General features: G+C 36.6%; 21 protein-coding genes. All 21 read right to left on the bottom strand.

Going from position 1 to position 23,249, the window contains the following annotated elements; translation table 11 throughout:
• Nucleotide 1: 1 nt before the first annotated feature.
• The 21 genes from yfmH to hisS all read right to left on the bottom strand — a co-directional run bounded on the left by yfmH (nucleotide 2) and on the right by hisS (nucleotide 23,093).
• On the bottom strand, nucleotides 2-1,279 hold the full coding sequence (yfmH, locus tag JC2156_RS02240; RefSeq protein ID WP_006845200.1) for an EF-P 5-aminopentanol modification-associated protein YfmH: 1,278 nt from the start codon (nucleotides 1,277-1,279) through the stop codon (nucleotides 2-4).
• A 1-nt stretch (nucleotide 1,280) separates the two neighbouring features.
• Nucleotides 1,281-2,540: an EF-P 5-aminopentanol modification-associated protein YfmF gene (gene yfmF, locus JC2156_RS02235; RefSeq protein WP_006845199.1), complete on the bottom strand. Its 1,260-nt coding sequence runs from the start codon at nucleotides 2,538-2,540 to the stop codon at nucleotides 1,281-1,283.
• 52 nt (nucleotides 2,541-2,592) lie between these two features.
• On the bottom strand, nucleotides 2,593-4,050 hold the full coding sequence (gene cls, locus JC2156_RS02230) for a cardiolipin synthase (protein WP_006845198.1): 1,458 nt from the start codon (nucleotides 4,048-4,050) through the stop codon (nucleotides 2,593-2,595).
• Nucleotides 4,051-4,155: 105 nt separating this feature from the next.
• Entirely contained in the window at nucleotides 4,156-5,643 is a 1,488-nt protein-coding gene (locus tag JC2156_RS02225) for a gluconate:H+ symporter (RefSeq protein WP_006845197.1), read from the bottom strand.
• 46 nt (nucleotides 5,644-5,689) lie between these two features.
• Complete coding sequence (gene gntK / locus JC2156_RS02220; protein WP_006845196.1) at nucleotides 5,690-7,219, bottom strand: gluconokinase; 1,530 nt, start codon at nucleotides 7,217-7,219, stop codon at nucleotides 5,690-5,692.
• Nucleotides 7,220-7,493: 274 nt separating this feature from the next.
• Nucleotides 7,494-8,612 (bottom strand): glycosyltransferase family 2 protein, encoded by a 1,119-nt coding sequence (locus tag JC2156_RS02215; protein WP_006845195.1) that lies wholly within the window; start codon nucleotides 8,610-8,612, stop codon nucleotides 7,494-7,496.
• Nucleotides 8,613-8,637: 25 nt separating this feature from the next.
• Entirely contained in the window at nucleotides 8,638-9,465 is an 828-nt protein-coding gene (locus JC2156_RS02210; RefSeq protein WP_006845194.1) for an ABC transporter permease, read from the bottom strand.
• 5 nt (nucleotides 9,466-9,470) lie between these two features.
• A complete protein-coding gene (locus JC2156_RS02205) occupies nucleotides 9,471-10,448 on the bottom strand; it encodes an ABC transporter ATP-binding protein (protein WP_006845193.1) in 978 nt (325 codons plus the stop codon).
• 167 nt (nucleotides 10,449-10,615) lie between these two features.
• Nucleotides 10,616-12,313, bottom strand: coding sequence for an NFACT RNA binding domain-containing protein (locus JC2156_RS02200; RefSeq protein ID WP_006845192.1), 1,698 nt, complete (start codon nucleotides 12,311-12,313; stop codon nucleotides 10,616-10,618).
• Nucleotides 12,314-12,364: 51 nt separating this feature from the next.
• Nucleotides 12,365-13,303, bottom strand: coding sequence for a riboflavin biosynthesis protein RibF (gene ribF, locus JC2156_RS02195; protein ID WP_006845191.1), 939 nt, complete (start codon nucleotides 13,301-13,303; stop codon nucleotides 12,365-12,367).
• Nucleotides 13,304-13,338: 35 nt separating this feature from the next.
• A complete protein-coding gene (gene truB / locus JC2156_RS02190; RefSeq protein WP_006845190.1) occupies nucleotides 13,339-14,244 on the bottom strand; it encodes a tRNA pseudouridine(55) synthase TruB in 906 nt (301 codons plus the stop codon).
• Between the two features lie 175 nt (nucleotides 14,245-14,419).
• Complete coding sequence (locus tag JC2156_RS02185) at nucleotides 14,420-14,932, bottom strand: tRNA (cytidine(34)-2'-O)-methyltransferase (protein ID WP_006845189.1); 513 nt, start codon at nucleotides 14,930-14,932, stop codon at nucleotides 14,420-14,422.
• 4 nt (nucleotides 14,933-14,936) lie between these two features.
• On the bottom strand, nucleotides 14,937-15,740 hold the full coding sequence (gene recO, locus JC2156_RS02180) for a DNA repair protein RecO (protein ID WP_006845188.1): 804 nt from the start codon (nucleotides 15,738-15,740) through the stop codon (nucleotides 14,937-14,939).
• A gap of 27 nt (nucleotides 15,741-15,767) precedes the next feature.
• Nucleotides 15,768-16,676: a GTPase Era gene (gene era, locus JC2156_RS02175; RefSeq protein ID WP_006845187.1), complete on the bottom strand. Its 909-nt coding sequence runs from the start codon at nucleotides 16,674-16,676 to the stop codon at nucleotides 15,768-15,770.
• Between the two features lie 89 nt (nucleotides 16,677-16,765).
• A complete protein-coding gene (locus JC2156_RS02170) occupies nucleotides 16,766-17,221 on the bottom strand; it encodes a diacylglycerol kinase family protein (protein WP_006845186.1) in 456 nt (151 codons plus the stop codon).
• The gene (ybeY, locus tag JC2156_RS02165) at nucleotides 17,199-17,681 is read right to left on the bottom strand and encodes an rRNA maturation RNase YbeY (RefSeq protein ID WP_006845185.1); all 483 of its coding nucleotides are present in this window, start codon (nucleotides 17,679-17,681) and stop codon (nucleotides 17,199-17,201) included. The genes JC2156_RS02170 and ybeY overlap by 23 nt, the downstream gene beginning before the upstream one ends.
• A gap of 356 nt (nucleotides 17,682-18,037) precedes the next feature.
• The gene (locus JC2156_RS02160; RefSeq protein WP_006845183.1) at nucleotides 18,038-18,481 is read right to left on the bottom strand and encodes a GatB/YqeY domain-containing protein; all 444 of its coding nucleotides are present in this window, start codon (nucleotides 18,479-18,481) and stop codon (nucleotides 18,038-18,040) included.
• A gap of 259 nt (nucleotides 18,482-18,740) precedes the next feature.
• Complete coding sequence (gene rpsU, locus JC2156_RS02155) at nucleotides 18,741-18,926, bottom strand: 30S ribosomal protein S21 (RefSeq protein ID WP_006845182.1); 186 nt, start codon at nucleotides 18,924-18,926, stop codon at nucleotides 18,741-18,743.
• A 136-nt stretch (nucleotides 18,927-19,062) separates the two neighbouring features.
• Nucleotides 19,063-19,944, bottom strand: a complete 882-nt coding sequence (locus JC2156_RS02150; protein ID WP_006845181.1) for a YitT family protein — start codon at nucleotides 19,942-19,944, stop codon at nucleotides 19,063-19,065.
• Nucleotides 19,945-19,962: 18 nt separating this feature from the next.
• Nucleotides 19,963-21,762, bottom strand: a complete 1,800-nt coding sequence (gene aspS / locus JC2156_RS02145; protein ID WP_006845180.1) for an aspartate--tRNA ligase — start codon at nucleotides 21,760-21,762, stop codon at nucleotides 19,963-19,965.
• 2 nt (nucleotides 21,763-21,764) lie between these two features.
• On the bottom strand, nucleotides 21,765-23,093 hold the full coding sequence (gene hisS, locus JC2156_RS02140; protein ID WP_006845179.1) for a histidine--tRNA ligase: 1,329 nt from the start codon (nucleotides 23,091-23,093) through the stop codon (nucleotides 21,765-21,767).
• Nucleotides 23,094-23,249: the final 156 nt, after the last annotated feature.

Here is a 23,249-nt window from a genome sequence, read left to right as displayed (position 1 = left end):
ATCATTCCGGTTGGATAATTACGCTCGCTATTTCACTTGTTTTAGTTTGTTGCGTAATCGTTTGCATTTCTTCAAACGTTAAACTTTGCAGCAAGTCTAACTCATCTGGCAAAAAGGCTGCGTCAAAGGTGGTCCCTTCAAATTGAGTAGCCCACTCTTCAAGCGAATTAAACTTATTAATCAAGCGACCAATAGCCCCACGTTTAATTTGTTCAAATTCTATAGATAACTCAGCTAACCGTTCCGGAAGAGATTGTAATTCTTGTTTTAGTACTGCGATTAATTCTTCTGGTTCCGGTGTTTCACCTAGCAATACTAGATAAGATAAATTTCTTTCCCAAGTTAATTCCACACTAAAATTATCATCAATCAAGCCCATATCATACCATGTTCGATAATTAGGGGAATTTTCACTGAAAACTAAGTCTAAGGCTAAATCTAGCGCCACACCATTTTTCAAACCAGCTCTTCCTGTAGCCTGGGGTAAGATAATTCTTTGACCTACTGCAATCCGATTACGATGAATATCTGCCTCAAGATATAACGTATCTTCTTTAACCTGTGTAACATTCGATAACATTTGCTCTGATAGTTTTGATATTCTTTGGGCAGATGGACGTTTTCCGGCCGGAGAATTTTCAATCAAATTCTGAACGGTTAAAAAATCAAAGGCACCTACGACTACTAAATCCATTTGATCAGGTCGATAAGCTACGGCATAAGCTGATTCTAAATCTGATGGCGTAATTTCATGAACACTCTCAACTGTACCAGCAATATCAAAAGAAAGAGGATCATTGGGATAAAGCTGCCCCAGAATGGATTGATAAAGTTGTGAGGCAGGATCATCCTGATACATATCTATTTCTTGGCTAATAATATTAGCTTCTCGGGTTACCGCAGTTTGATCAAAGTATGGTTCCTGAGTAAAGGTCAACAATTCTTCAAGACTTTGATATCGTTCAGCTAATGAGACAGTAAAATAACTAGTTCGGGTGGGAGAAGTATATGCATTCACCGTATCGCCTGCCTGATTAATTTTAACCATGGCATCATACCCAGGTTGCTTAAATAATTGATGCTCCAAAAAATGAGCAATCCCTAATTTAGGTGTTCCAACATTTAATTTTTCATCAATTTGATTAACATATAAATCACGTGCTCCGTAATCAACCGTTAATAAGCTCACAATTTGATGAAATTCCGGCCGTTGAATCAAATGAACACGTAGTCCATTTTCAAGTTTATAATGTTGTCCTTTTGGAATTTGTCGGTTCATTTCATCCCTCCTTTCGACGTAAAATCATTTGTATCTGTAAGTTTAAACGAAGTGCTGCTCTTTGAATATCTTCTTTGGTTACCTGTTCTATTTGAGCTTGCCATTCATCTGAGGTTAATCTTTTGTGTGTGATTGCTTGACTCAAGCCACGTTCAGTCCGCGTTCTGATTTGATCTTGACCTAACCGATACTCATTCAACATTAATTGTTTTACTTGTTGTAACTCTGTATCGGTAATAAGTTCTTTTTTAAGACGTTTAACTTCCCCTAAGATCATTGATTGTGCTGATTCAACTTGATCAACCTTAACACCTGCCACTACAAACATTAAATCAGTATAGAAATTGAAATCAGAATAAACTGTATAGGCTAATCCGGCCTGTTCACGCACATTTAAAAACAAACGTGAAATTCCAGTTCCACCAAGTAATGAATTTAAAACATAGCCTGTAAAACGTTCAGACCAATCTAATGATAATTTCCAGCTTAATACAATCTGTGCCTGTTGTACGGGTTCATAAATTTCTTTAATTTGGGGTTCTACAAAAACTGGAGTTTGCTTAACTGGTAAACTAACTTTACGGGCATTAAAAGGCAAATATTTTTGAATCAATTGCTTTATTTGATCAGCAGTAACTCCCCCCACTACCACAATGTCAATTTGATCTGTTTGTAATAATTTTTGATAGGTTGCCCACGCTGACATTTCTGTAACATTTTGGACTAATGCTTGATTTCCATAGGCAGCTAAACCTAATTTATGGTCAACAAAACTATCTTCAATTGTTGTACGAACAATTTGATATTCTCGATCTTCATTAAGCCCTTCAATTTCATCTAAAGCAATTTCCTTTTGTCGCATAAAAATCGTAGGATCAAAACCTGTTATATCATCACCTAATGGCTCAAACATTACCGTTTGTAAAAATTTAAAGGCTTCTGTTAGAAGATCTTCACTACTATTCAGTAGTTTAGGATCTACAATTTCCAAATTTACACAAAAATTATGAACTCCTCCAATATTACTAACTTCTACACTAAAACTTGCCCCATATAATTGATTTAAGATTTGAGCAAATTTTTGTTGACTAGGGTATTTTTTAGAAACTGTTTCTAAAAAATTTGAAGTTAAAAAACGCCCAGCTAAATCCGCGTTTAATTTGGGCGTTGCAAAATTTATACTAATTTGTGTTGTTGTAAACTGCTTCGTTGTTTCAACCTGTAGGTGAACCCCATCAGTCAATTTTATTTGATCCGTCATTTTGCCTTCTTTCTTAATCCATGCTGAATTAATTCCAATTCAAAAAATGTTTTTATAAAATTGGTCCCAATAAGCGTGACATCCGTTGGAGCGCTTTTTTCCAAACAGATTGATGCTCAAAGTAAGCCAAATCTAATTTGGTTGATTCTAAGATATCAGCATGGTAAATATTTTCAAGCTGTTTTGCTAAATTTCGATCATACATAAAGGCATTAGCTTCAAAGTTCAAAATAAACGAACGAATATCCATATTAGCAGATCCAATGGAGCTTATGCGGCCGTCAATAGTCACAGTCTTAGCATGCATAAATCCTTTATCATAACGATAAATTTCAGCTCCTACCTGTATAAGTTGTTTTACATACCACTCAGTTGCCCGATAAACAAATGGGTGATCAGGAAATGCTGGGATCATAATTTTAACTTTAACACCTGATAAAACGGCCATTCTTAAAACCTCTAAAACAGCTTGATCAGGAATAAAATATGGGGTTTGAATATAAATACTTTCCGTAGCTGATGCAAACATCTTTAAGTAACCAGTTTGGATTTGTTTTTTCGTATCATCTGGTCCGGATGAAACAATTTGAATAGCGGTTGTTCGATTATTAGATGCTTGTTGACTTGGAAAATAGTCATCTGAAAAATTTAATTGTTGTTTCTTAGTTGTCGCATTCCAATCAGTAAAGAAACGAGATTGAATGGCCAAAACTGCGTCCCCTTCAATTCGAACATGCGTGTCCCGCCAATGACCAAATTTTTTAAAGCGCCCCAAATACTGATCACCGACGTTAAATCCCCCAATGTAACCGATGCTGCCATCAATTACCGCTATTTTACGGTGATCTCGGAAATTAATTCGAAAAGTAATCGCCACATAACGTGGTGATAAAAACGGAACAACTTGTCCCCCCGCATCACGAAGACGACGCCACATTTTATCATGCCGTCCTTTTGAACCCCATTGATCAAATAACACTCGAACTCGGACCCCTGCTTGTGCACGTTGAGTTAACAAATCCACCAATTGATTACCAATTTCATCATCATAAATTGTAAAATATTCAAGATTAATATGATGTTTCGCTTTTTTAATATCTGCAAACAATTGATCAAATTTATCATGACCATCTGTAAAAATATGCACTGAATTTTGAAAAGTTAAAAGAGCCGCATCATTTTGTAAAAACAAGCGTACAAAACTACCTTCTTCTTCCAAATGTTCAGCGGTATCAATTTCATGCGCCAACTTTTTTTGATTTTTGACAATCTTATCAATCCCTAATACTTTTTGGGTTTGTAGACTGAAGATTTTCTTACTATTTAGATTACGTCCCAAGAACATATAAATTATTAGTCCAATTCCTGGCAAAGTAATTAAAACCATTAGCCAAGCCCACATCGAGGAAACTTCTCGTTCACCTCGAAATACAATGGCAATAGCTGCAATTGTGTTCAATAAAACCACAATATCTGCGAAAACATTAATATGTAGATATAAAAATGGCATAGTATTAAATGAATACTCCTATCGTTGCTGTAGTAGCAAGTATTTATTAGATTTTAACATAAAAGCCCCTTCGTCAAAAGGAGCTTTTAAACTTACAATTAATTTTTAGAAGATTGCGCTTAAGATTAAGATAACAATCAAACCAACGATTGAAAGAATGGTTTCCAAAACGGTCCAAATTTTCAAAGTTTGTGTAACCGTCAAATCAAAGAATTCTTTAAACATCCAGAATCCAGCGTCGTTCACGTGGGACAAACCAATTGAACCGGCACCGATAGCAAGAACAACGAATGCTGGATTAACAGCAGTTTGTCCGGCAACTAATGGAGCAACAATTCCAGCAGCAGTCAATCCAGCAACTGTAGCTGAACCAACTGACACACGAATAATCAAGGCGATCAACCATGCAAAGATGATTGGTGACAATGATGTGTGTTGGAAGGCTTGAGCAATGGCATCAGAAATCCCACCTGAAGTCAAAATACCTTTAAAGGCTGCACCACCACCGATAACCATCAATAAGTTAGCGATTGAACTCAATGCATCAGACATTGTCTTTCCAACTTCGGTCATCGTACGACCTTGCTTAGGTCCCATTGACCAGATGGCAAAGGCCATCGCAATAACCATTGCGATCATTGGGTTACCCAACATCGCCATAATTTGATCAAAAGTTGATGGATTGTGCAAGTAACCATTCTGAGCGGCATGTGTCATTGCCTTCCATGCGGTATCACCAATAGATCCAGCATAAACTTGCTTTCCACCATTTTTAATCATCGTGTAAGCAGTAGCAATCAACATGAAGAAAACAGGCATCAATGAAGTAACAATGGCCATCGCAAAGCTTGGTGTATCCTTCAAATCAAATTTCTTAACTTCACCCAAAGCATCTAATTTCTTAGTAACTTTAAAGGCACTTGGTTCTATTTTTTGAGCAAAGCGAGTAAAGATTGGACCAGCTATGATTAATGCAACTAAGGCAACAATCACTCCGTACATCAAGACCACACCGATGTTAGCACCCAAGATGTTCGTAACAGCTGTTGGTGACGGTTGTGGAGGCAAGTATCCTTGTGCAGCTGACAAAGCAGCAGCCATTGGAATTCCAAGGTAGAGCAATGGAACATTAACTTCCAAGGCAATTGAGAAGACAATAGGAATCAAAACTACAAGTCCAACTTCAAACAAAAGAGAAATTCCAATAATGAATGAAGCGATAGCCACAGCCCATTGCAATCGTTTCTTACCAAATAAAGTAATTAACGTTGACGCAATTCGGTATGATCCACCTGAATCAGCAACCAATCGGCCAATCATTGAACCGAATCCAAAGACCACGACCAGTTCTCCCATCGTACCACCAATTCCCGACTTTAAGGCGTCGGCAATCGAAGCAGGACCCATTCCAAGTCCAAGAGCAACCAAGATTGAAATAATAATCAAAGAAACAAAAGTGTTAACTTTTAGCTTCAAAATAAATACTAATAATAAGGCAATTCCAAGGATTAGAATCAAGAAAGGCCAAACATTGACCCCATTAACCATCCATGAATAAAAGCTAGGTGCAGCCCCAGCAGCAAGATTAAACATAACAAAACACTCCTAATTTTTTTCACCGCATAATAAATTTGGTTAGCTATTTCGTGTGTGAACGTTGGAAGTCCGCAATATTCTTGTATTCCGTCTGTAGTTGACGGCTTAAACGAATAAAGATTGGAGCAAGTTCACGATAAACAGTATAATTTTCTGGATTTGGCTCATATGTGTTGGCTTCTCCAACCATATCTCCAATAACCTCCAAAGAATCAACAAGTCCCAAGGCTTTTTGTGCCATAACAGTTGCAGCTAATGCCCCAGATTCAAAGGCCTCAGGAACAGTTACAGACTGTTCAAAGATGTCTGCTAACATTTGACGCCAAAGCGCTGAACGAACAAATCCACCAGTCGCTTGAATTGACTTCAAATCACCAACAACTTCTTCCAAAGCTAGTTCAACCATATAAATATTAAAAATAATTCCTTCAAGGACTGAACGAGCCATGTGGGCACGTGTATGACTGTGAGTCAGTCCGAAGAATGATCCACGAGCATTAGCATCCCAAATTGGGGCACGTTCACCACCTAGATATGGGTGGAACAACAATCCATTGGCTCCAGCTGGTACTTGACTTGCAATCTCAGTAATCAAATCATATGAATCCATATTCAACAATGATGCGGTTGACTTCTCTGAATCAAACAAATTGTTCCGGACCCATCGGAATACATCTCCACCATTATTAACCGGACCACCAACAACCCAGTGATCTTTATCCAAAGCATAAGTAAAGGTACGCCCCTTTGGATCAATCTTTGGTGCATCTGTCACGACCCGAATGGCCCCAGAAGTTCCAATTGTAACTGCGGCAACACCTGGTTGAACAGCATTAACTCCCAAGTTTGATAATGGACCATCTCCAGCTCCATAAACAAATGGTGTATCCTTTGGCAATCCCAACAAAGCTGAATATTCTTCTAGCATTTCAGTTTCCATTGTATATGGATCAACTGGAGTTGGCATTTGTTCACGACTTACACCAGTAACTTCAAGAGCTTGTTTATCCCAATCTAAATCGAAAATGTTAAACATCCCAGTTCCTGATGCAATTGAAATGTCCATCTTATTGGCTCCGAACAAACGATGGAAAATATATTCTTTAATTCCCAAATAATGTTCTGCTTTATTATAGATATCTGCATGTTCATTTTTCAACCAAAGTAACTTTGACAAAGGTGCCATTGGATGAATGGGAGTTCCAGTATGAGCATAAATTTCAGCTCCTAGTCCATTTGCCTTTAGCTCTTCAGTATACTTAACAGCTCGTGTGTCAGCCCAAGTGATCACTCGCGTTAATGGGTTCCAATCACCGTCAAAGGCAATCAATGAATGCATCGCTGATGAGAATGAAACGGCTAAAATGTTTGCATCCCGATCAAACCGCACCACTTCTCTAATTGCATCTGAGAAGGCTTCAAAAATTTCATCTAAATCTTCTTCCGCCATATCTGGTGCATCCCGATAAAGGTTATATCCTTTGTTTGCAGAAGTAATAACATGTCCTGCCTTATCAAATAGTACGGCCTTAGTTGAGGTCGTACCCATATCAACACCAATTAAATAATCCATTCGCTCAATCCTCCAATATGAAAAAATCGCATTATTTTATATTAATTATTAACCATTATATGTAAATCTTTTTAACAATGCAAGCGTTTTGCATGTAAGAGTTTTACATATAAATACATAAGTAAATTAAGTACATGATTTATTATAATTAAAACGATTTAATATTGCAAGCGTTTTCATGAATTTATTATTAAAAAAGCTGCGGAACTAAATCCACAGCCTTTTTAATAATAAATTCAGATTAGCTAAAAACTAACAATTAGCAAAAAGTCTCTTATTTTGAATCTTGTTGTGCTTTTGCTTGTTCACGTTCATAATTTGCGATAAACTTATCTGCCTTATTAGTAATTCCCTTCAAATCATCTAATTGAATACTTTTAATAATTTCAATTTCGCGATCTAAAGTCACTCGTTCCTCCGGATTTGCCAATTGATAAGCCCGAAGAATGGCATTGATTGAACGTTTTTGTTTACGCGGAATATTGGCATATTCAATTTGCGGATTAAAACTTAGTCCACGGAAAACACCACCAATGATCATCTTAGCTTTTTTAATCCTAAATTTAACATTTCGCTTCAACAATACCCGAGGCAGCTCGTATCTAAACGCCCCTTTAGCAAGATTTTTTGCATCACGTTTGTTAATTCGCCGGCCAGTTAAAATACGGTTTCTAAATTCATAGCCATATCGCCAAAGACGGCTTTCATCTTTTTCACGAATAACATCACCAGGCATCGAATTTTCTTTTGACTTATGCACGACAATAGAATTCAAAACTGTATATCCACGGTTCACGTCTGCAATTCGATTGGTATATTCCATATCATCGCCCCAAATAAAGTACTCTTTTTGTGGTAATCCAACCATGGCAACCATATCACGGGAAAACATGACCGAAACAAAAGTTGAATTAACAACTTCTATTCCATTATTTTCAACATTTAAATGACTTTGCCAAGTGAATCCACGGGGAGCAGGAACATTCATCCATGATGGGTTTCCATTTCGAGAACCCCAACGTACTACGGAATTAACAAAACCAACATTTTCATTTTCTTCCATGAACTCAACTAAATACTTTAAAGCATCTGGCTCAACAATCGTATCATCGTCCATTAACCATACATAATTATCATCTAATTCCTCGGCAAATAAACGAACCGCTTTATTAAATCCGCCAGCTCCACCTAGATTGTCTGGTGAATTGTATACCACCACTCGGGGGTCTTCAATCGTAGCTAAATATTCTGCCGTTCCATCATTTGATTTATTATTAACCACAATCACATGACTAAGATAATCTGTTTGATCTAAAACCGCTTGCAATGATTCTTTCAACAATGCCAACCGATTATACGTAACAATGGCTGCCGTGACCTTCTTGTTTGTCATTTTAATCTCCAAATTTAATTATAAATTATACAAAATCAATTAATTGATCTTTAAATTTCAAATATAAGTGAGTTCCGATCACTGCAAAAAATGCAATTTCTAACCAGAAAATAGCCATCATTGTTGGTGAATCCCAGAACCACTGATTATTCAAAAAGGTTGCTCGCCAACCATTCACGATATAATAAAAAGGATTTACTCGTGAAATAAAGTAAATAAAATTATTAAACCCATTACCTTGTACTGGCTCCGATAGAATTCCTGAAACAAAGAAAAGTAACCGCAATACTTGACGAATTGCTAAGTCATAATCTGGAATCAAAATATTAATCGTCGCATTAAAAATTCCCAAAAAGAATAACATAACAAAAGCTGCAAATAAGTAATAAATAATCTGGAACCAATAAATACTTGGATGGAAATGTCCAGTAACAATCATCGCAATCATCGCAATCCCAGAAATTGATAGAACCGCAGGAATAACCTGAACCACTCGAATCATTGGTAATATGACGACTGGAAATTTAACATTTTTTACCATATACAACTGAGTTTGAATTGAACGAATTGTATCAGAAAAACCTTGATTGACTAAATACCATGCTGAAAATCCAACCGCCATCCAAGTGAAATATGGCATTCCGTCTTGTGGTGCTCGAGTTTGAAATCCACCACCGAAAATTACCGCATACGTTAAAACTTGAAATAACGGATCCAAAATTTCCCATAAACTACCTAAATACTTATGAGCGTTATTGGCACGCGTATCATAAATGGCTAGTCGGACAGTTAATCCAATATTTTTAATTTGTTCCATCATAAGTTGAAACATTGATTTAATAATAATCCACATCTAATTTACCTACCATATCCAAACCAAATCACTAGCACTACCAGTACTACGATTAAGACAATTGTGAACCATAAACTAAAACGACTAAATCCCTCAAAACTACGTAATTTAGTTATTTGATACATCTCATCTTCTGACATGCCAGACTGAATGTATTTATCTTTTAATTGTTCAAGCGTAAATAATTGTTGTTGTTGTTTTTCATGATTAACAAACGATGTCCGTTCATCTTCACCCATATGGTCTAATTTTTGAGTAAATGCTTGGTATTCGTCAGCAACTTTTTTTGTTGGACCAAAATCAAGCATTTGACCATATTGAATCCACATTACTTTATTCGTAAATTCACGAACTTGCTCTAGATCATGGGAAACGAAGAAAATCGTTTTACCATCCGCAATAAATTCACGAATTTTAGTAAGTGCCTTTTTTGAAAAGTTTTGATCCCCAACTGATAAGGCCTCATCCACAACTAAAATATCAGGGTCATTATGCGTTACGATCGAAAATCCTAACTTTGATCGCATTCCAGAAGAATAGTCTTTAACTGGTTGATCTATAAATTCTCCTAATTCAGAAAATTCAATTATATCAGGCATTGCCAAATCAATTTGGTGATTATTCATCCCCATCATTAACTGCTTCAACCGAATATTTTCACGTCCAGTTAAATCCCAATTTAAACCTTCATTAATTGCCACGACCCCAATGGATCCATTGATTTCTAAGGTACCTGAAGTTTGTGGAATAACACCGCTTAATACGTTTAATAAAGTAGACTTACCAGAACCATTTGTTCCTACAATTCCAACAACATCACCAGGTTCAATATCAAAAGTTAAACCTCTCAAAGCCCAAAAATTAGCTCCATCGGTGTTTCCTTTAAATATTGATTTTAATTTTTCGGATTGAGTTGAAAATAATTGAAAGTTTTTGGTTATTCCCTTTGCTCGCACCGTATATTGTTTCGCTTCATCAAGCATTATTTTCACCTTTATATTTAAAGTATCAATTCAATCGCTTTAACTATGGTATCGAAAAAAGTTTATCTTTTCAAGTTAAACGCAGAATTATCGCTGCTTCTTAATAATGAATAGTCTAATTATAATTTGCCTTATAAATTTATATCATACTTTTTTACTTAGATTTACTATTCGTGATTCTTTCTTAATGCTTCTACTTTGGAACGTTGTGGTGTAATTGTCAAAGTTTGTTGTCCTTCAAAAATAACGAAACCAGGCTTAGAGCCATTTGGTTTACGTAAACGACGAATCGGCAAATAATCTACTGGAACGTTAGAAGAATCACGGGCTTTAGAAAAGTAAGCCGCTAACATTGCTCCTTCTTGTAAAGTTTCATCGCTTGGATCATTAGAGTGAATAACTACGTGAGATCCAGGAATATCTTTTGTATGTAGCCAAATATCATTCCGTGCAGCTGTCTTCATTGATAAACGTTCATTTTGCAAATTGTTTTTACCAACTTCGATTAATGTTCCATCGGTTGCATAGAATTTTTCGGGTGCACTAACTTTTGGCTTTTGCTTTTTCTTGGTTTGAATTCGCAAATATCCTTCTTGGATCAACTCTTGCTTAATTTCTTCTATATCTTTAGGTGCAGCAAGGTTAACCTGTGCCTGTAAATTTTCAAAATAGTCAATTTCTAGATTAGCCAAACGCATCTGTTCATCAATATACTTAACAGAAACTTTTAATTTATTGTACCGTGTAAAATATTTTTGTGCATTTCGTGAAGGACTAATTTGATTAGATAGTTCAATCGTTAATGGTTGATTATCATCATAGTAGTTTGGTAAATCAATCGTTGTCATCCCACGTTCAACTTCATGCATGTAGGTAGTTAAGAGTTCTCCCTTAACCTTATATTCATCGGCTTGACTAGCCTTAACTAATTCTTGTTGAAATTTTTTGACCTTATTTTTATTTTTCTTTAACTCATTTTTAATTACACGAAGAACCACATTAGCCTGCTGATTTACCCGATCACGTTCAGACTTCTCAGAAAAATATTGATCCAGCATTTCAGACAATGTTGCATAATTTGTAGCATCTCCTGGCAAAGTTTGCCAGTCAAACGGTGCAAATTTAATACCACGCTCTTGTTCAATAATTTGTGGTTTAGGAGTATTAAATTGGTTTAGCCAAGTTTGTGCATTTGCCAAAGTATCTCCAGGATTATGTAAAACAGTCGCAAACTCTAAAGCTGAATCCTTAGCCATTCCTTGAAAATGCTGTTGTAGCGCGTTAGCTAATTCCGGAATTTCAGGGATATCTAACACTAATTTTGCTAATCCTTGTAGTGATTCAAAAGGATTTAAAACATCTTGCTTGGGCGGCATGATATAACGTCCACCAGGAATAAGTGAACGTACCCGATTTTGATCTGGTGAAACATGTTTAATTAAATCAATAATCTTTTGTTCTGCTTCATCTACCAAAAACAAATTAGAATGGCGTCCCATCATTTCAAGATATAATGAAGTTTTTTCCTCGTCACCCAATTCATTTCGACCGGTCGTAGATAATTTAATAATCCGATCATTTTCAATTTGTTCAACTCCTAATAACTGTGCCCCTTCAAGATGTTTTCGAAGCATCATAACAAAATTAGGCGCTGTTTGCGGATTAGTATATTTAATTTGTGAAATTTGGGCTCGAGCAAAACTAGGATGAGCACTCAATAGAACCGGATAATTTTTACGATCATTTCTGACCACTAAAAAAATTTCATTTGGGTACGGTTGATGAATTTTAGTAATTCTTCCACCAGCCAAGGTTGTATTTAATTCATGTACCATTGCATGTGTGAATAATCCATCAAATGCCATGAGACACCTCCTTTATCTATTAGCTTTTTATTAATTCTTAGTTCAAATATTTTATTTATTATTTAAATAATCTTCACTTTGTTGCCGATCTTGGTTCAATTGTTCAATTAAAGCATCCATGCCAGAAAACTCAACTTCAGCTCGAAGATAACGATGCCAGCGAACGGTCACGTGTTCTCCATAAACTAGATCTTTAAAATCAAAAAGATTGATTTCCAATGTCTGTGCTCTTCCATGACCAAAGGTAACATTATACCCGATTTGTGCCATACCACCGTACCATTTGTCATTTACTTGGACTTCAACAATATAGACTCCATCTTTAGGTAATCTTTCATCACTAGGTGTCACTAAGTTTAAAGTTGGAAAGCCCATCTCACGCCCACGAGCATCTCCATGCACCACTAATCCAGTTGTCGTATAAAGTCGATTTAAAATGGGTGGTAATAAGTCTACCTGACCCGCATCTAACAGAGCACGAATTTCTGTGGAAGCAGCTTCAACTCCTTTAACTAAAACTGGCTGAACCTCAATGACTTCAAACCTATTCTGCGCTAATTGTGGCAAAGTTTGCATATTAGCAGTTTTAGCTGGGCCAAAAGTATGATCGAAACCAGCAACAACAGCCACCGCATGTAAGTCCACCATATATTGTTGAACAAATTTTACTGGTGAAAGTCGAGCTAAAGCTGATGTGAATTCTATTAAGTAGACAATCTCAACACCTAAGTCAGCAAACATATTTAATTTTTGTGGCGTTGGTGTAAGGTATTTAAAGGGTTGTGGTTGCTTACTAAAAACCACCGAAGCATGTTGATTATACGTTAACACCGCTAACTTTACATTTTCTTGACGTGCTTTTTGAGCAGCTTTTTTAATTACTGCTTGATGTCCAATGTGGACACCGTCAAAAAATCCCATCGCTAAAACGACTGGTTCTAATAAAATTTGTTCCATTTGATAAGGATGATGTAATTTAATAACTTGCATACGTTTAGTACCTCTTTATAACCTTTCTCGTCAATTTAATGAATCTTAAAAGTCCGATACGGCCGATATTGATTTTTATCTTGGTTCCAAGCAACGACCGACTTAACCTCTCCATCGTAGACATATACTAATTGATCACTTTGATATGGCATTTCTTCTGCCGAGAGGCCTTTTCCATCCTTAACCTCAACCCATTGGGCATGCGTTAATTCAACATGCGGTAATTCATTTAAAGCATAATCAAGTGGATAAATTATTTCCATAATTTTTTCCACTGGTTGAGCTGCGATTTCTTCTAAAGAGTGAGCCTGTTCTAATTTAAAGCCACCTGCCTCTACCCGAGTCAAACGGCTCATAACTGCTGGTACACCTAAATGTTTACCTAAATCAACAGCCAAAGTTCGAATATATGTCCCTTTTGAAACACGAGCGGTGAATGTAAAAGTTTGCGTCCCAGCACTTAAATCAAAAGATGGATCATTTGTCATCTCAAAGTCGTATATCATAACTTGACGCTCTGGTCGTTCAACTGTCTCACCAGCCCGCGCATATTGATATAATCGTCGACCATTCACTTTGACCGCTGAATACATTGGCGGAATCTGGGTGATTTCACCAGTCATTTGCTCCATGGCTGTAGTAATTGTCGCCGTATCAAAGGGGTTAGATAGAGGCTTTTTCTCCACTACTTCGCCATCTAAATCTTCCGTTTCTGTTGAAAATCCGAAAATTATTTCACCCGTATAAACTTTACCGCTATTTTGTAAAAATTCGATCGTTTTAGTCGCCCGTCCCAATGCAACTGGTAAAACACCATCAACTGAAGGATCCAAGGTACCAGCATGACCGATCTTTTTCATCTGTAAAATTTTACGTAATCTAAAAACTACATCATGTGAAGTCATACCACTTGGCTTATTAACTGCAATAATTCCGTCCATCTTGATCCTCCGAATAAATAAAAAAGAGTGTAGTAAAAATTGTTATTTTAATAAAATTTCCATACCTTGGTTTGCAAGGAAGACATTGAAAATATCATTAATACTAACCATATTAAGTTTTGAAGCACGTTTTTAAAGAGGCTAGGACAATTATTTGCCCCAGCCTCACTGCTGCCTACTTTAATTTATCATGTTCATAAGTGTGCACTAAGTCCAAATCAGGAAAACTTTGTTGACGTAACGCTTCATAAATCACAATTGCAGCTGTGTTTGATAAGTTCAAAGCACGAATATGTTGATCATTTTGAGGAATACGTAAAGCCAAATCAGAATGTTTACGCATAAATTCTTCCGGTAATCCGGTCGTTTCTTTACCAAACATGAAGTAATAATCACGTTCTGGCTGAGTATAATCGACCTCATGATAGCTTCGCTCCGCAAATTTTGAAATTAAAAACAATTCATCATTATCCTTTAAACTTTCCATAAAACTAGGTAGATCTGGGTGAATTGTAATATCAACAGTATCCCAATAATCCAAGCCGGCTCTTTTTAAATGCTTGTCATCTAATTGAAACCCCAAAGGTTCAATTAGATGTAACTTTGTATTAGTTCCTGTAGCCGTCCGTGCAATATTACCTGTGTTAGCAGGCATTAAAGGCTCAAATAAAACAATATGATTAGTCATGTTTTTATATTCCTTTTTCTAATGGTGGTACTTGCCGTGTTTGTAAGCGACCTTGCCAATTTTCTAATTGTTGAATAAAAGATTTACTTTTTAAATGGACACCAACCTGATCATCATAAATATGATTCATTAAACGTGCCATTTCTTGCTTAGTTTCGGCTTTTAATTTTAAAGATCCTAGCTGATTTAGTGGTGTTTGTGATAATTTAGATAAAATTAGCATCGCTCTTGGATCGATATGCCATCGTTGTTCATCAGCTTTAAAATGATTCTGACATAGAACTCCACTATACTGGTCTGAAAAGTCTAAAGGTAAATCGCTACGCCCGCAAATTACACATTTATTCCAGGTCATCTCTAATCCAAATGAAGGTAATAAAGCCAATTCAAAATAATTAGCGATTCCTTGAGGTTCAAATCCCTGTTCAAGCTTCTCCAACCCCAACTGTGCCAAGTCAAACCACTTAACTAGATTTTTATTATCAACAAATGCCGAATCAATAAGACCTAGAATGTATGTTCCATAGGCATTTAATTCAATATCATTCATAAATATTCGCGCCAAACGAGTGGCCTTAACATCATCAATGAAACTCAAACCGCTATAATTAATTGTTCCTTCATAAGTCGCCTGCATTAAGGGCTGAAGCTCAGCTGTTAAGCGATTTTTTTTAGATTTACCATTTTTGACAAAAAACATTTTTTTACCAAATTCACGGGTGAGTATTTTTACCAGTAGATCTCGTTCTTTATGTTCCCGCTGATACATGACAATCCCATGAAAAGTACTTAATCGGGTCTCAACCATGTTAGCCCCCTCAAAAAATCATTTTAATTAGATATCAGAATCCTCTTTATAACCATATGATTGAAGCGCTTGAGGCTTGTCACGCCAACGTTCTTCTACCTTTACCCAGGTCTCTAAGAAGACTTTGTCCCCCAATAAACGTTCAATATCCCGCCGAGCTCGAATTCCGATTTCTTTAATCATCGCACCTTGTTTTCCAATGACAATATTCTTTTGAGTCGGACGCTCAACGATAATTGTAGCTTGAATATGCAAATGCTTTTCATCTTTACGTTCAATTTTATCAATAACGACTGCTACTGAATGCGGTACCTCTTGGCGTGTTAGTTGAAGAACCTTTTCCCGAATTAATTCGGCCATAATAAAGCGTTCAGGGTGATCTGTAATTTGATCAGCTGGATAGTATTGTGGTCCTACTTCCATCTTTGGCATTGCAAAATCTAACAAGCTTTGCACGCCATCTCCATTACGAGCTGAAATAGGGAATATTTCTGCAAAGTCCATTTGAGATTGATAATCTGCAATCATAGTTAGCAGAGCTTCAGGCTTCACCAAATCAATTTTATTTATGATTAAGTAAACTGGCGTCTTCGTTTCTTTTAAGCGGTTAATAATGAAATCATCTCCGCGGCCTCGTGGTGTTTCAGCATCAACTAAAAACCATACCATATCAGATTCACGAATTGCTGACATAGCCGTTTTAACCATATAGTCACCCAATGAATTTTGAGGTTTGTGAATACCAGGCGTATCCAAGAAAACAATTTGTCCTTGCGTCGTAGTATAAATCCCTTGAATTTTGTTACGTGTTGTTTGTGCTTTTGGTGACATAATGGCGATTTTTTCACCAATCATTTGATTCAATAAAGTAGACTTTCCAACATTAGGACGTCCAACTAAGGCAATAAAGCCTGACTTAAATTCTTGCTCGCTCATTATTTTCCTCTTTTTTTCACTGTTAGTGACAACTTTTCATTGTCATTAGTTATACGTAAGTTAGTTATTATAAAAACTAAATTTTTATTTTAAAATTTTAAATTTAATAATTGTTCAATAATTGGAAGCACGTAAGGATAAAAAACAATAACACCAACGGCCATTGCAAACATCACAGCAAACACAACAGCCCCTGCTGCAACATCTTTAGCAATTTTAGCCAAAGGATGATATTCATACCCAACGATCAAATCAACCATAGTCTCAATCATTGTATTAACGAACTCTGACATCACTACGGCAAAAATAGCCATAGCTGTCCAGAGCCAGTCTTGACGCCCGATTCGAAGATGAAATCCTAAATAAATCACTATAACTGACGCAAAAAAATGAAATCGCATATTTCTTTCACGTACTAATAGTTGTCCAATTCCTTCCACAGCATGTCCAAAAGATTGCAAGAAATGAGAATTCTTGGTCACTTGTTGCTCATCAAGGGGTGTTATTGGCTTGATTTTTTTATTATCGTTTGAGTCCAAAGTCATCTAAAATCTCCCGTTGCAAACGAAACATTATTTTTTCATCCTCAGCACTACGCATATGATCATAATTATTTAAATGCAGGAAGCCATGAACAGATAAGAATCCTAATTCACGTTCAAAAGGATGTTCTAAAAAGTCAGCTTGTTCTTTAACTTTATCCACAGAAATAAAAATATCGCCAATGTTTTTAGGTAATTCGGCCATCATTTCCGAATCCATAATAATTGGTAAATCATCATCATCATCTTCCAATGCGAAAGAAATCACATCCGTTGGTTTGTCCAAATCTCGATATTCCCGATTAATTCGTTGAATCTCATCATTATTGACAAACGTTACTGACATCTCAGTATTTACGGGTAGTTCTAGATAATTACCTGCAAATTCTAAAACGTTTTTAACCAAATCTATTTGGTCACTAGGCACCCCTAGCTTCGTTTGATCATAAATCGCCAAATCCATTATCATTCATCTCCTGAATCTTTTATAATTTTCATTTCATATCAATTATATTCTCATATAATTGCACCCGTAGTCGAGTGAATATACTACATCATTTAGATCAGCATTGAAATCAAGATAAGTATCCTATCTTAATTTTGGTTTATAAAGGCCACACATTCTGTGTATCGACCAAAATAATTAACCATTATCACGTACAATATCTTATATATTATACCGCACATTAAATAAGACACCTAACGTTTGCTCAATTTTTATAGATTTAATAAAAAAGTTTGAATGATTCATTTATGCTCCAAGAAAAATAACTTATCTTTTTGCCAATCAACCGTTCAAACTCACTATTTATATCAAAATTAATTGAGATACTTTTGGACTAAGTCATTCACTAACTTACCATCAGCTTTTCCTTTAACCTTTGGCATCAAAGCGCCCATAACTTTACCCATATCACTTTTTTGAGTAGCCCCAACACTAGCCACCGTTTCTTTTACAATAGCCTCTACTTCTTCTTCAGACATTTGTGCAGGCATGTAACGTTTTACCACATCCATTTGTTCATCAATTGCAGCTGCCAATTCTGGTCGATCGCCTGCTTGATATGAGTCACGTTCTTCTACTCGTTGCTTCAATTCACGAGACAACACAGCGACTTCTTCTTCATTACTCAAATCATGTCCAAGTTTAATTTGTTCATTCGAAACTGATGCCTTTAGCATCCTAATAACTGATAAAGTTGCCTTGTCTTTAGCTTTCATGGCCGTTTTCATATCAGCAGTTAACGTATCTAACAATGTCATCTTTAGAGCCTCATTTCTTTTTCTTTCTAACTTAATTATACGGCATATAACACCTTGATGTATACTGCCGACTACTAATTTAAAAATTAAATATCTCACTAACCTTAATGGCTAAATATTACAAAATCCAAAAATGAAATCGAAATATTAAATCTAGTTAATTTTCAACTTGCGAATTTAATTAAAACATTCCATATTTAGCATAATTTATAAAAGAAAACCGAACTATCAATATATTGATAGTTCGGTCCTGAACCTATTAACGGCTCTTCTTGTTCTTACGCTTACGTGCAGCTTCAGCTTTCAACTTACGTTGAACTGATGGCTTGATGTAGTATTCGCGCTTACGGTATTCTTGCAAAGTACCATCTTTTGACACACCACGTTTGAAACGACGGAGAGCATCATCAAGAGACTCATTCTTACGAACAACAGTCTTTGTCATGATAAATTCCCTCCTTTCTCGTGTTTAATTAGTCAATAAGACCCACACTATGTTCAATATTAAATATTACCAAACCTTCACCCTCAAAGCAAGGTTTTTATAACTAGTAACAAATTAAACGACATTTACCAAACTACTATAGTCGTGGTTCATAGAACCGTCCGAAGGTTCGTTCAATTTTCCACATCGATGACCATGCCTTAGGATCAGCTTGATCAATAGCATGATATGCATCAATTTCTTCATACAAAGAAATTACTGTGAACAAAATTTCTTTTGGTCGATGATTATATGCACCCTCTGCATGATGAATAATTGTAATTCCGCGACGTAAATTATTCTGTAACGAATCAGCTACTTCCTGCGGACGTTCTGTAATAATCATCACTTGCATCTTCTGTTGACGAGTATATAACGCATCAATCATTCGTGCATTAACAACTAATCCAATCGCTGTATATAAAGCATATTTAGGTCCAAATAAGAAACCTGCTCCTAACAAAATAAAGAAATTAAAGATTAAATTGGCATTCCCCATATTAATCCCATATTTACGGCGCAATACAATTCCAATGATATCTAAGCCACCAGTTGATAAGCCATTACGTAAAGCAAATCCAGTTCCAAATCCATTGATCAATCCCCCAAAAATGGCGTCCATCAATGGATCTTGAGTCCAAGGATGCTCTGGTCCAACAACAAACCGCATCGCAAATGATGCTAGGAAAATAGCCACAGCTGTAAAGAAAGTAAACCGTCCTCCAATATTTTTAATTGAAAATAATAACAAAGGAATATTTAATAGGACAAAAATAATATAAATTGGTAGCGGAACGCCAAAAGCTTTAGTTAAAACCGTGTTAAGCAACTGAGCTAACCCAGTAAAACCTGAAGAATAAATATGCCCGTTAGTCCAAAAGAAGTTCAAAGCAATCGCCGCACACACTGCGTAAACAACAGCCGCTGTTAAACGACTTGTGTATTCATGGCCTCGCATATAGTCTTTTACTGTTTGCATAAAATTATTAATTCCTCATTATTCTTCTGATAAATTCGGCGTCTTTGTATCAGCATAAACAGGCGCAGTTAGCTCTAGTTCTGCTAATTGTTGCTTTGAAACTGGTAGTGGGGCTTCAGTCATCGGCTCGCTTCCCTTTGAATTTTTAGGGAACGCAATCACTTCACGAATATTTTCAGTTCCTGCTAAAATCATAGCCAACCGATCTAATCCCAAGGCAATTCCACCCATTGGAGGGAATCCATATTCCATTCCTTCTAGTAAGAATCCAAACGCTTCTTGTGCTGCTTCTGGTGTAAATCCAAGTGCTTGAAGCATCTTTTCTTGAATATCCATACGGTGAATACGAATTGAACCAGATCCCAATTCATAACCATTTAAGACCAAATCATAGGATTGAGCATGCGCTTGATGAGCGCCTTCAACCGTATCTAAAAGTTCAATATCTTCTTCATTTGGCATAGTAAATGGATGATGGGCCGAGATCCACCGGTCCTCTTCAGGTTGATATTCAAATAATGGCCAATCAATAATCCAAGCAAAAGCCCATTTTTGTTCATCAATCAAATTTTGTTCTTTAGCAAACATTCGACGCAAAGCATCCAAAGACCCTGCTACTACACTAGCCTGGTCAGCTGCAAACACCAATAAATCACCTACATTCGCATTAGTAGCGGCCAATAATTCTGCTTCATTTTCGTTAAAGAATTTAGCAATTGGACCTTTCAATCCTTCATCAGTCACTTTTAACCAAGGTAGTCCCTTGGCTCCAAAACGCTCTACGAATTGAGCTTTTTTATCGAGATCCTTACGTGAATAGCTATCGGCAGCACCTGGAACAACAATGGCTTTAACTTGTCCTTGATTAGCAACCGCCTTAGCAAAAACACTAAATGTTGAATTTTGCATAAAGCTTGTCAAATCAATCAATTCCATGTCAAAACGTAAGTCTGGCTTATCCGTTCCAAAGCGGTCCATGGATGCTTGCCAAGTTAATGTTGGAATCTCGTCAGTCTTCAATTCATAGCTGACGGTTTTTTTCATAATAGATGCAACCCACTCATTCACCAAAGCAATAATTTCAGATTGATTCATAAATGAAGTTTCGACATCTAATTGAGTAAATTCTGGTTGACGATCTCCACGCAAATCTTCATCACGAAAGGCACGCGCAACTTGATAATAACGATCGAATCCAGCTCCCATTAATAATTGCTTAAACAGCTGAGGTGATTGGGGCAAAGCATAAAACGATCCTGGATTGACCCGTGATGGAACTAAATAGTCACGAGCTCCTTCGGGTGTTGACTTTGCCAGATAAGGGGTTTCAATATCAATGAAACCATTGTCATCCAAGAATTCATGAGTAGCCGCCGTAATCTTTGATCGAATTCTTAAATTCTTTTGCATGACTGGACGACGAAGATCCAAATAGCGATACTTTAAACGTAATTCGTCAGAAGCGTCTACGTTATCATCAATATTAAAAGGCGTGGTTTTAGCTGTGGCTAAAATTTTAGCACTTTGCACTTGTACTTCAATTTTTCCGGAACGCAAATTAGGATTAACCCCCGCTTCACGTAAAGCAACTTTCCCTTGCACCTCAATAACAAATTCAGTCCGTAATTGATCAGCAACCTTTAATGCAGATTCACTAACATCATCTGAAAAAGTCAACTGTACTAAACCTTCGCGATCACGAAGATCTACGAAAATTAAAGCCCCTAAATCACGACGTTTTTGTACCCAACCTTGAAGAGTAACCGTTTGTCCCAAATACTCTTCATCAATCAATCCTGCATAGTTTGTGCGCTGCATCTCTATTCAGCCTCCATATTATTATCTTCGTCTACATCATTTTCATCAGTTAAATAAGTGGGCAAATTCGTGTACAATTCAGCCAATTTAAGATTAACTTCTTTTCCAGTTTGCATATTCTTTAAATTAGCACTCTGAGTTTCTAATTCGCGGTCCCCAATTACCACCACATATCGTGCTTTTTGACGATCAGCTGACTTAAATTGTCCCTTTAATTTACGTTGCAAGTAATCTCGATCAACTGAATAGCCAAACGAACGAGCTGCTTGAACTAATTGCAAAGCCACCAAATCGGTGCCATCACCTTGATTAGCTACATAAAGATCAAGAGTCGGTGCCTCAGGTAGAACTGCATTTTCATTCTCTAACAAGAGCATTAAACGTTCTAGTCCAATTCCAAATCCGATTCCTGACAATTCAGGTCCGCCTAATTCTTCAACTAGTCCGTTATAACGTCCTCCTCCAGCAATAGTAGTCCATCCATGTCCTAATGCCTTTGATTGAGTCATTACTTCAAAAATTGTGTGATTATAATAATCCAATCCGCGAACAACATTAGCATCAATTTCATATTCAATTCCCAACGCATCTAATAAGATTTGAAGTTTCTCAAATCGAGCCTTAGCATCAACAGAAAGGTAATCTAGAATTGAAGGAGCATCTGCCACAATTTCTTGGTCCTTAGCATCTTTTGAATCTAATACTCGTAGCGGATTTTTTTCCAAACGCACTTGCGAATCATGTGACAATTCAGAAAAGTGAGGAGTTAAATAATCAATCAAAGCTTGACGATACGCTTGACGTGACTCTACATCACCTAAAGTGTTTACCACAACTTTCAAATTTGAAAGACCTAAAGTTTGAAAGAAGTCTACCACCATAGCGATCATTTCTGCATCTAGTGATGGATCATCTGCCCCAAATGCTTCGACCCCAATTTGATGGAATTGACGCATTCTACCAGCTTGAGGTCGTTCATAACGAAACATTGGTCCAATATAAAATGCTTTATATGGTTTTTGATACTCCGGTCCAAATAATTTATTTTCAACAAAGGAACGAACTACCCCCGCCGTTCCTTCTGGACGCAATGCTAAATGTCGATCTCCTTTATCATTAAAATCATACATTTCTTTTGTTACCACATCAGAAGTATCACCTGAGGTTCTTGAAAAAACTTCAAAACTTTCGAAAATAGGCGTTCTAATTTCTTGATATTGGTAATCACCAAATAATAAGCGTGCCGTTTCCTCTACATAATGCCATTTATGTGATTCTCCGGGTAATAAATCAGCCGTTCCTTTGGGCTTTTGATACATACTTTGTGCCATTTGAGTATCCTTCCAATCTTTTATATGAATAAATAATAAAAAGCACCCCTGACTAAAAAATCGTCAAGGGCGCTTGAGAGCACGGTACCACCTTAGTTTGTACTTTAAATACCGTAACGAGGCAAACGCGCAAATGCGACCTTAAAAGTGTCCACT

The organism is Weissella koreensis KCTC 3621 (assembly GCF_000277645.1).
Note: the sequence above shows the minus strand (reverse complement) of the source record. Positions and strands in the feature narration are given on the sequence as shown.

Bases quoted from the DNA above. Each gene is read 5' to 3' on its own strand.
- yfmH (WP_006845200.1), bottom strand. From the start codon at position 1,279: ATGAACCGACAAATTCCAAAAGGACAACATTATAAACTTGAAAATGGA.
- yfmF (WP_006845199.1), bottom strand. From the start codon at position 2,540: ATGACGGATCAAATAAAATTGACTGATGGGGTTCACCTACAGGTTGAA.
- cls (WP_006845198.1), bottom strand. From the start codon at position 4,050: ATGCCATTTTTATATCTACATATTAATGTTTTCGCAGATATTGTGGTT.
- JC2156_RS02225 (WP_006845197.1), bottom strand. From the start codon at position 5,643: ATGTTTAATCTTGCTGCTGGGGCTGCACCTAGCTTTTATTCATGGATG.
- gntK (WP_006845196.1), bottom strand. From the start codon at position 7,219: ATGGATTATTTAATTGGTGTTGATATGGGTACGACCTCAACTAAGGCC.
- JC2156_RS02215 (WP_006845195.1), bottom strand. From the start codon at position 8,612: ATGACAAACAAGAAGGTCACGGCAGCCATTGTTACGTATAATCGGTTG.
- JC2156_RS02210 (WP_006845194.1), bottom strand. From the start codon at position 9,465: ATGTGGATTATTATTAAATCAATGTTTCAACTTATGATGGAACAAATT.
- JC2156_RS02205 (WP_006845193.1), bottom strand. From the start codon at position 10,448: ATGCTTGATGAAGCGAAACAATATACGGTGCGAGCAAAGGGAATAACC.
- JC2156_RS02200 (WP_006845192.1), bottom strand. From the start codon at position 12,313: ATGGCATTTGATGGATTATTCACACATGCAATGGTACATGAATTAAAT.
- ribF (WP_006845191.1), bottom strand. From the start codon at position 13,303: ATGCAAGTTATTAAATTACATCATCCTTATCAAATGGAACAAATTTTA.
- truB (WP_006845190.1), bottom strand. From the start codon at position 14,244: ATGGACGGAATTATTGCAGTTAATAAGCCAAGTGGTATGACTTCACAT.
- JC2156_RS02185 (WP_006845189.1), bottom strand. From the start codon at position 14,932: ATGACTAATCATATTGTTTTATTTGAGCCTTTAATGCCTGCTAACACA.
- recO (WP_006845188.1), bottom strand. From the start codon at position 15,740: ATGGTTGAGACCCGATTAAGTACTTTTCATGGGATTGTCATGTATCAG.
- era (WP_006845187.1), bottom strand. From the start codon at position 16,676: ATGAGCGAGCAAGAATTTAAGTCAGGCTTTATTGCCTTAGTTGGACGT.
- JC2156_RS02170 (WP_006845186.1), bottom strand. From the start codon at position 17,221: ATGACTTTGGACTCAAACGATAATAAAAAAATCAAGCCAATAACACCC.
- ybeY (WP_006845185.1), bottom strand. From the start codon at position 17,681: ATGGATTTGGCGATTTATGATCAAACGAAGCTAGGGGTGCCTAGTGAC.
- JC2156_RS02160 (WP_006845183.1), bottom strand. From the start codon at position 18,481: ATGACATTGTTAGATACGTTAACTGCTGATATGAAAACGGCCATGAAA.
- rpsU (WP_006845182.1), bottom strand. From the start codon at position 18,926: ATGACAAAGACTGTTGTTCGTAAGAATGAGTCTCTTGATGATGCTCTC.
- JC2156_RS02150 (WP_006845181.1), bottom strand. From the start codon at position 19,944: ATGCAAACAGTAAAAGACTATATGCGAGGCCATGAATACACAAGTCGT.
- aspS (WP_006845180.1), bottom strand. From the start codon at position 21,762: ATGCAGCGCACAAACTATGCAGGATTGATTGATGAAGAGTATTTGGGA.
- hisS (WP_006845179.1), bottom strand. From the start codon at position 23,093: ATGGCACAAAGTATGTATCAAAAGCCCAAAGGAACGGCTGATTTATTA.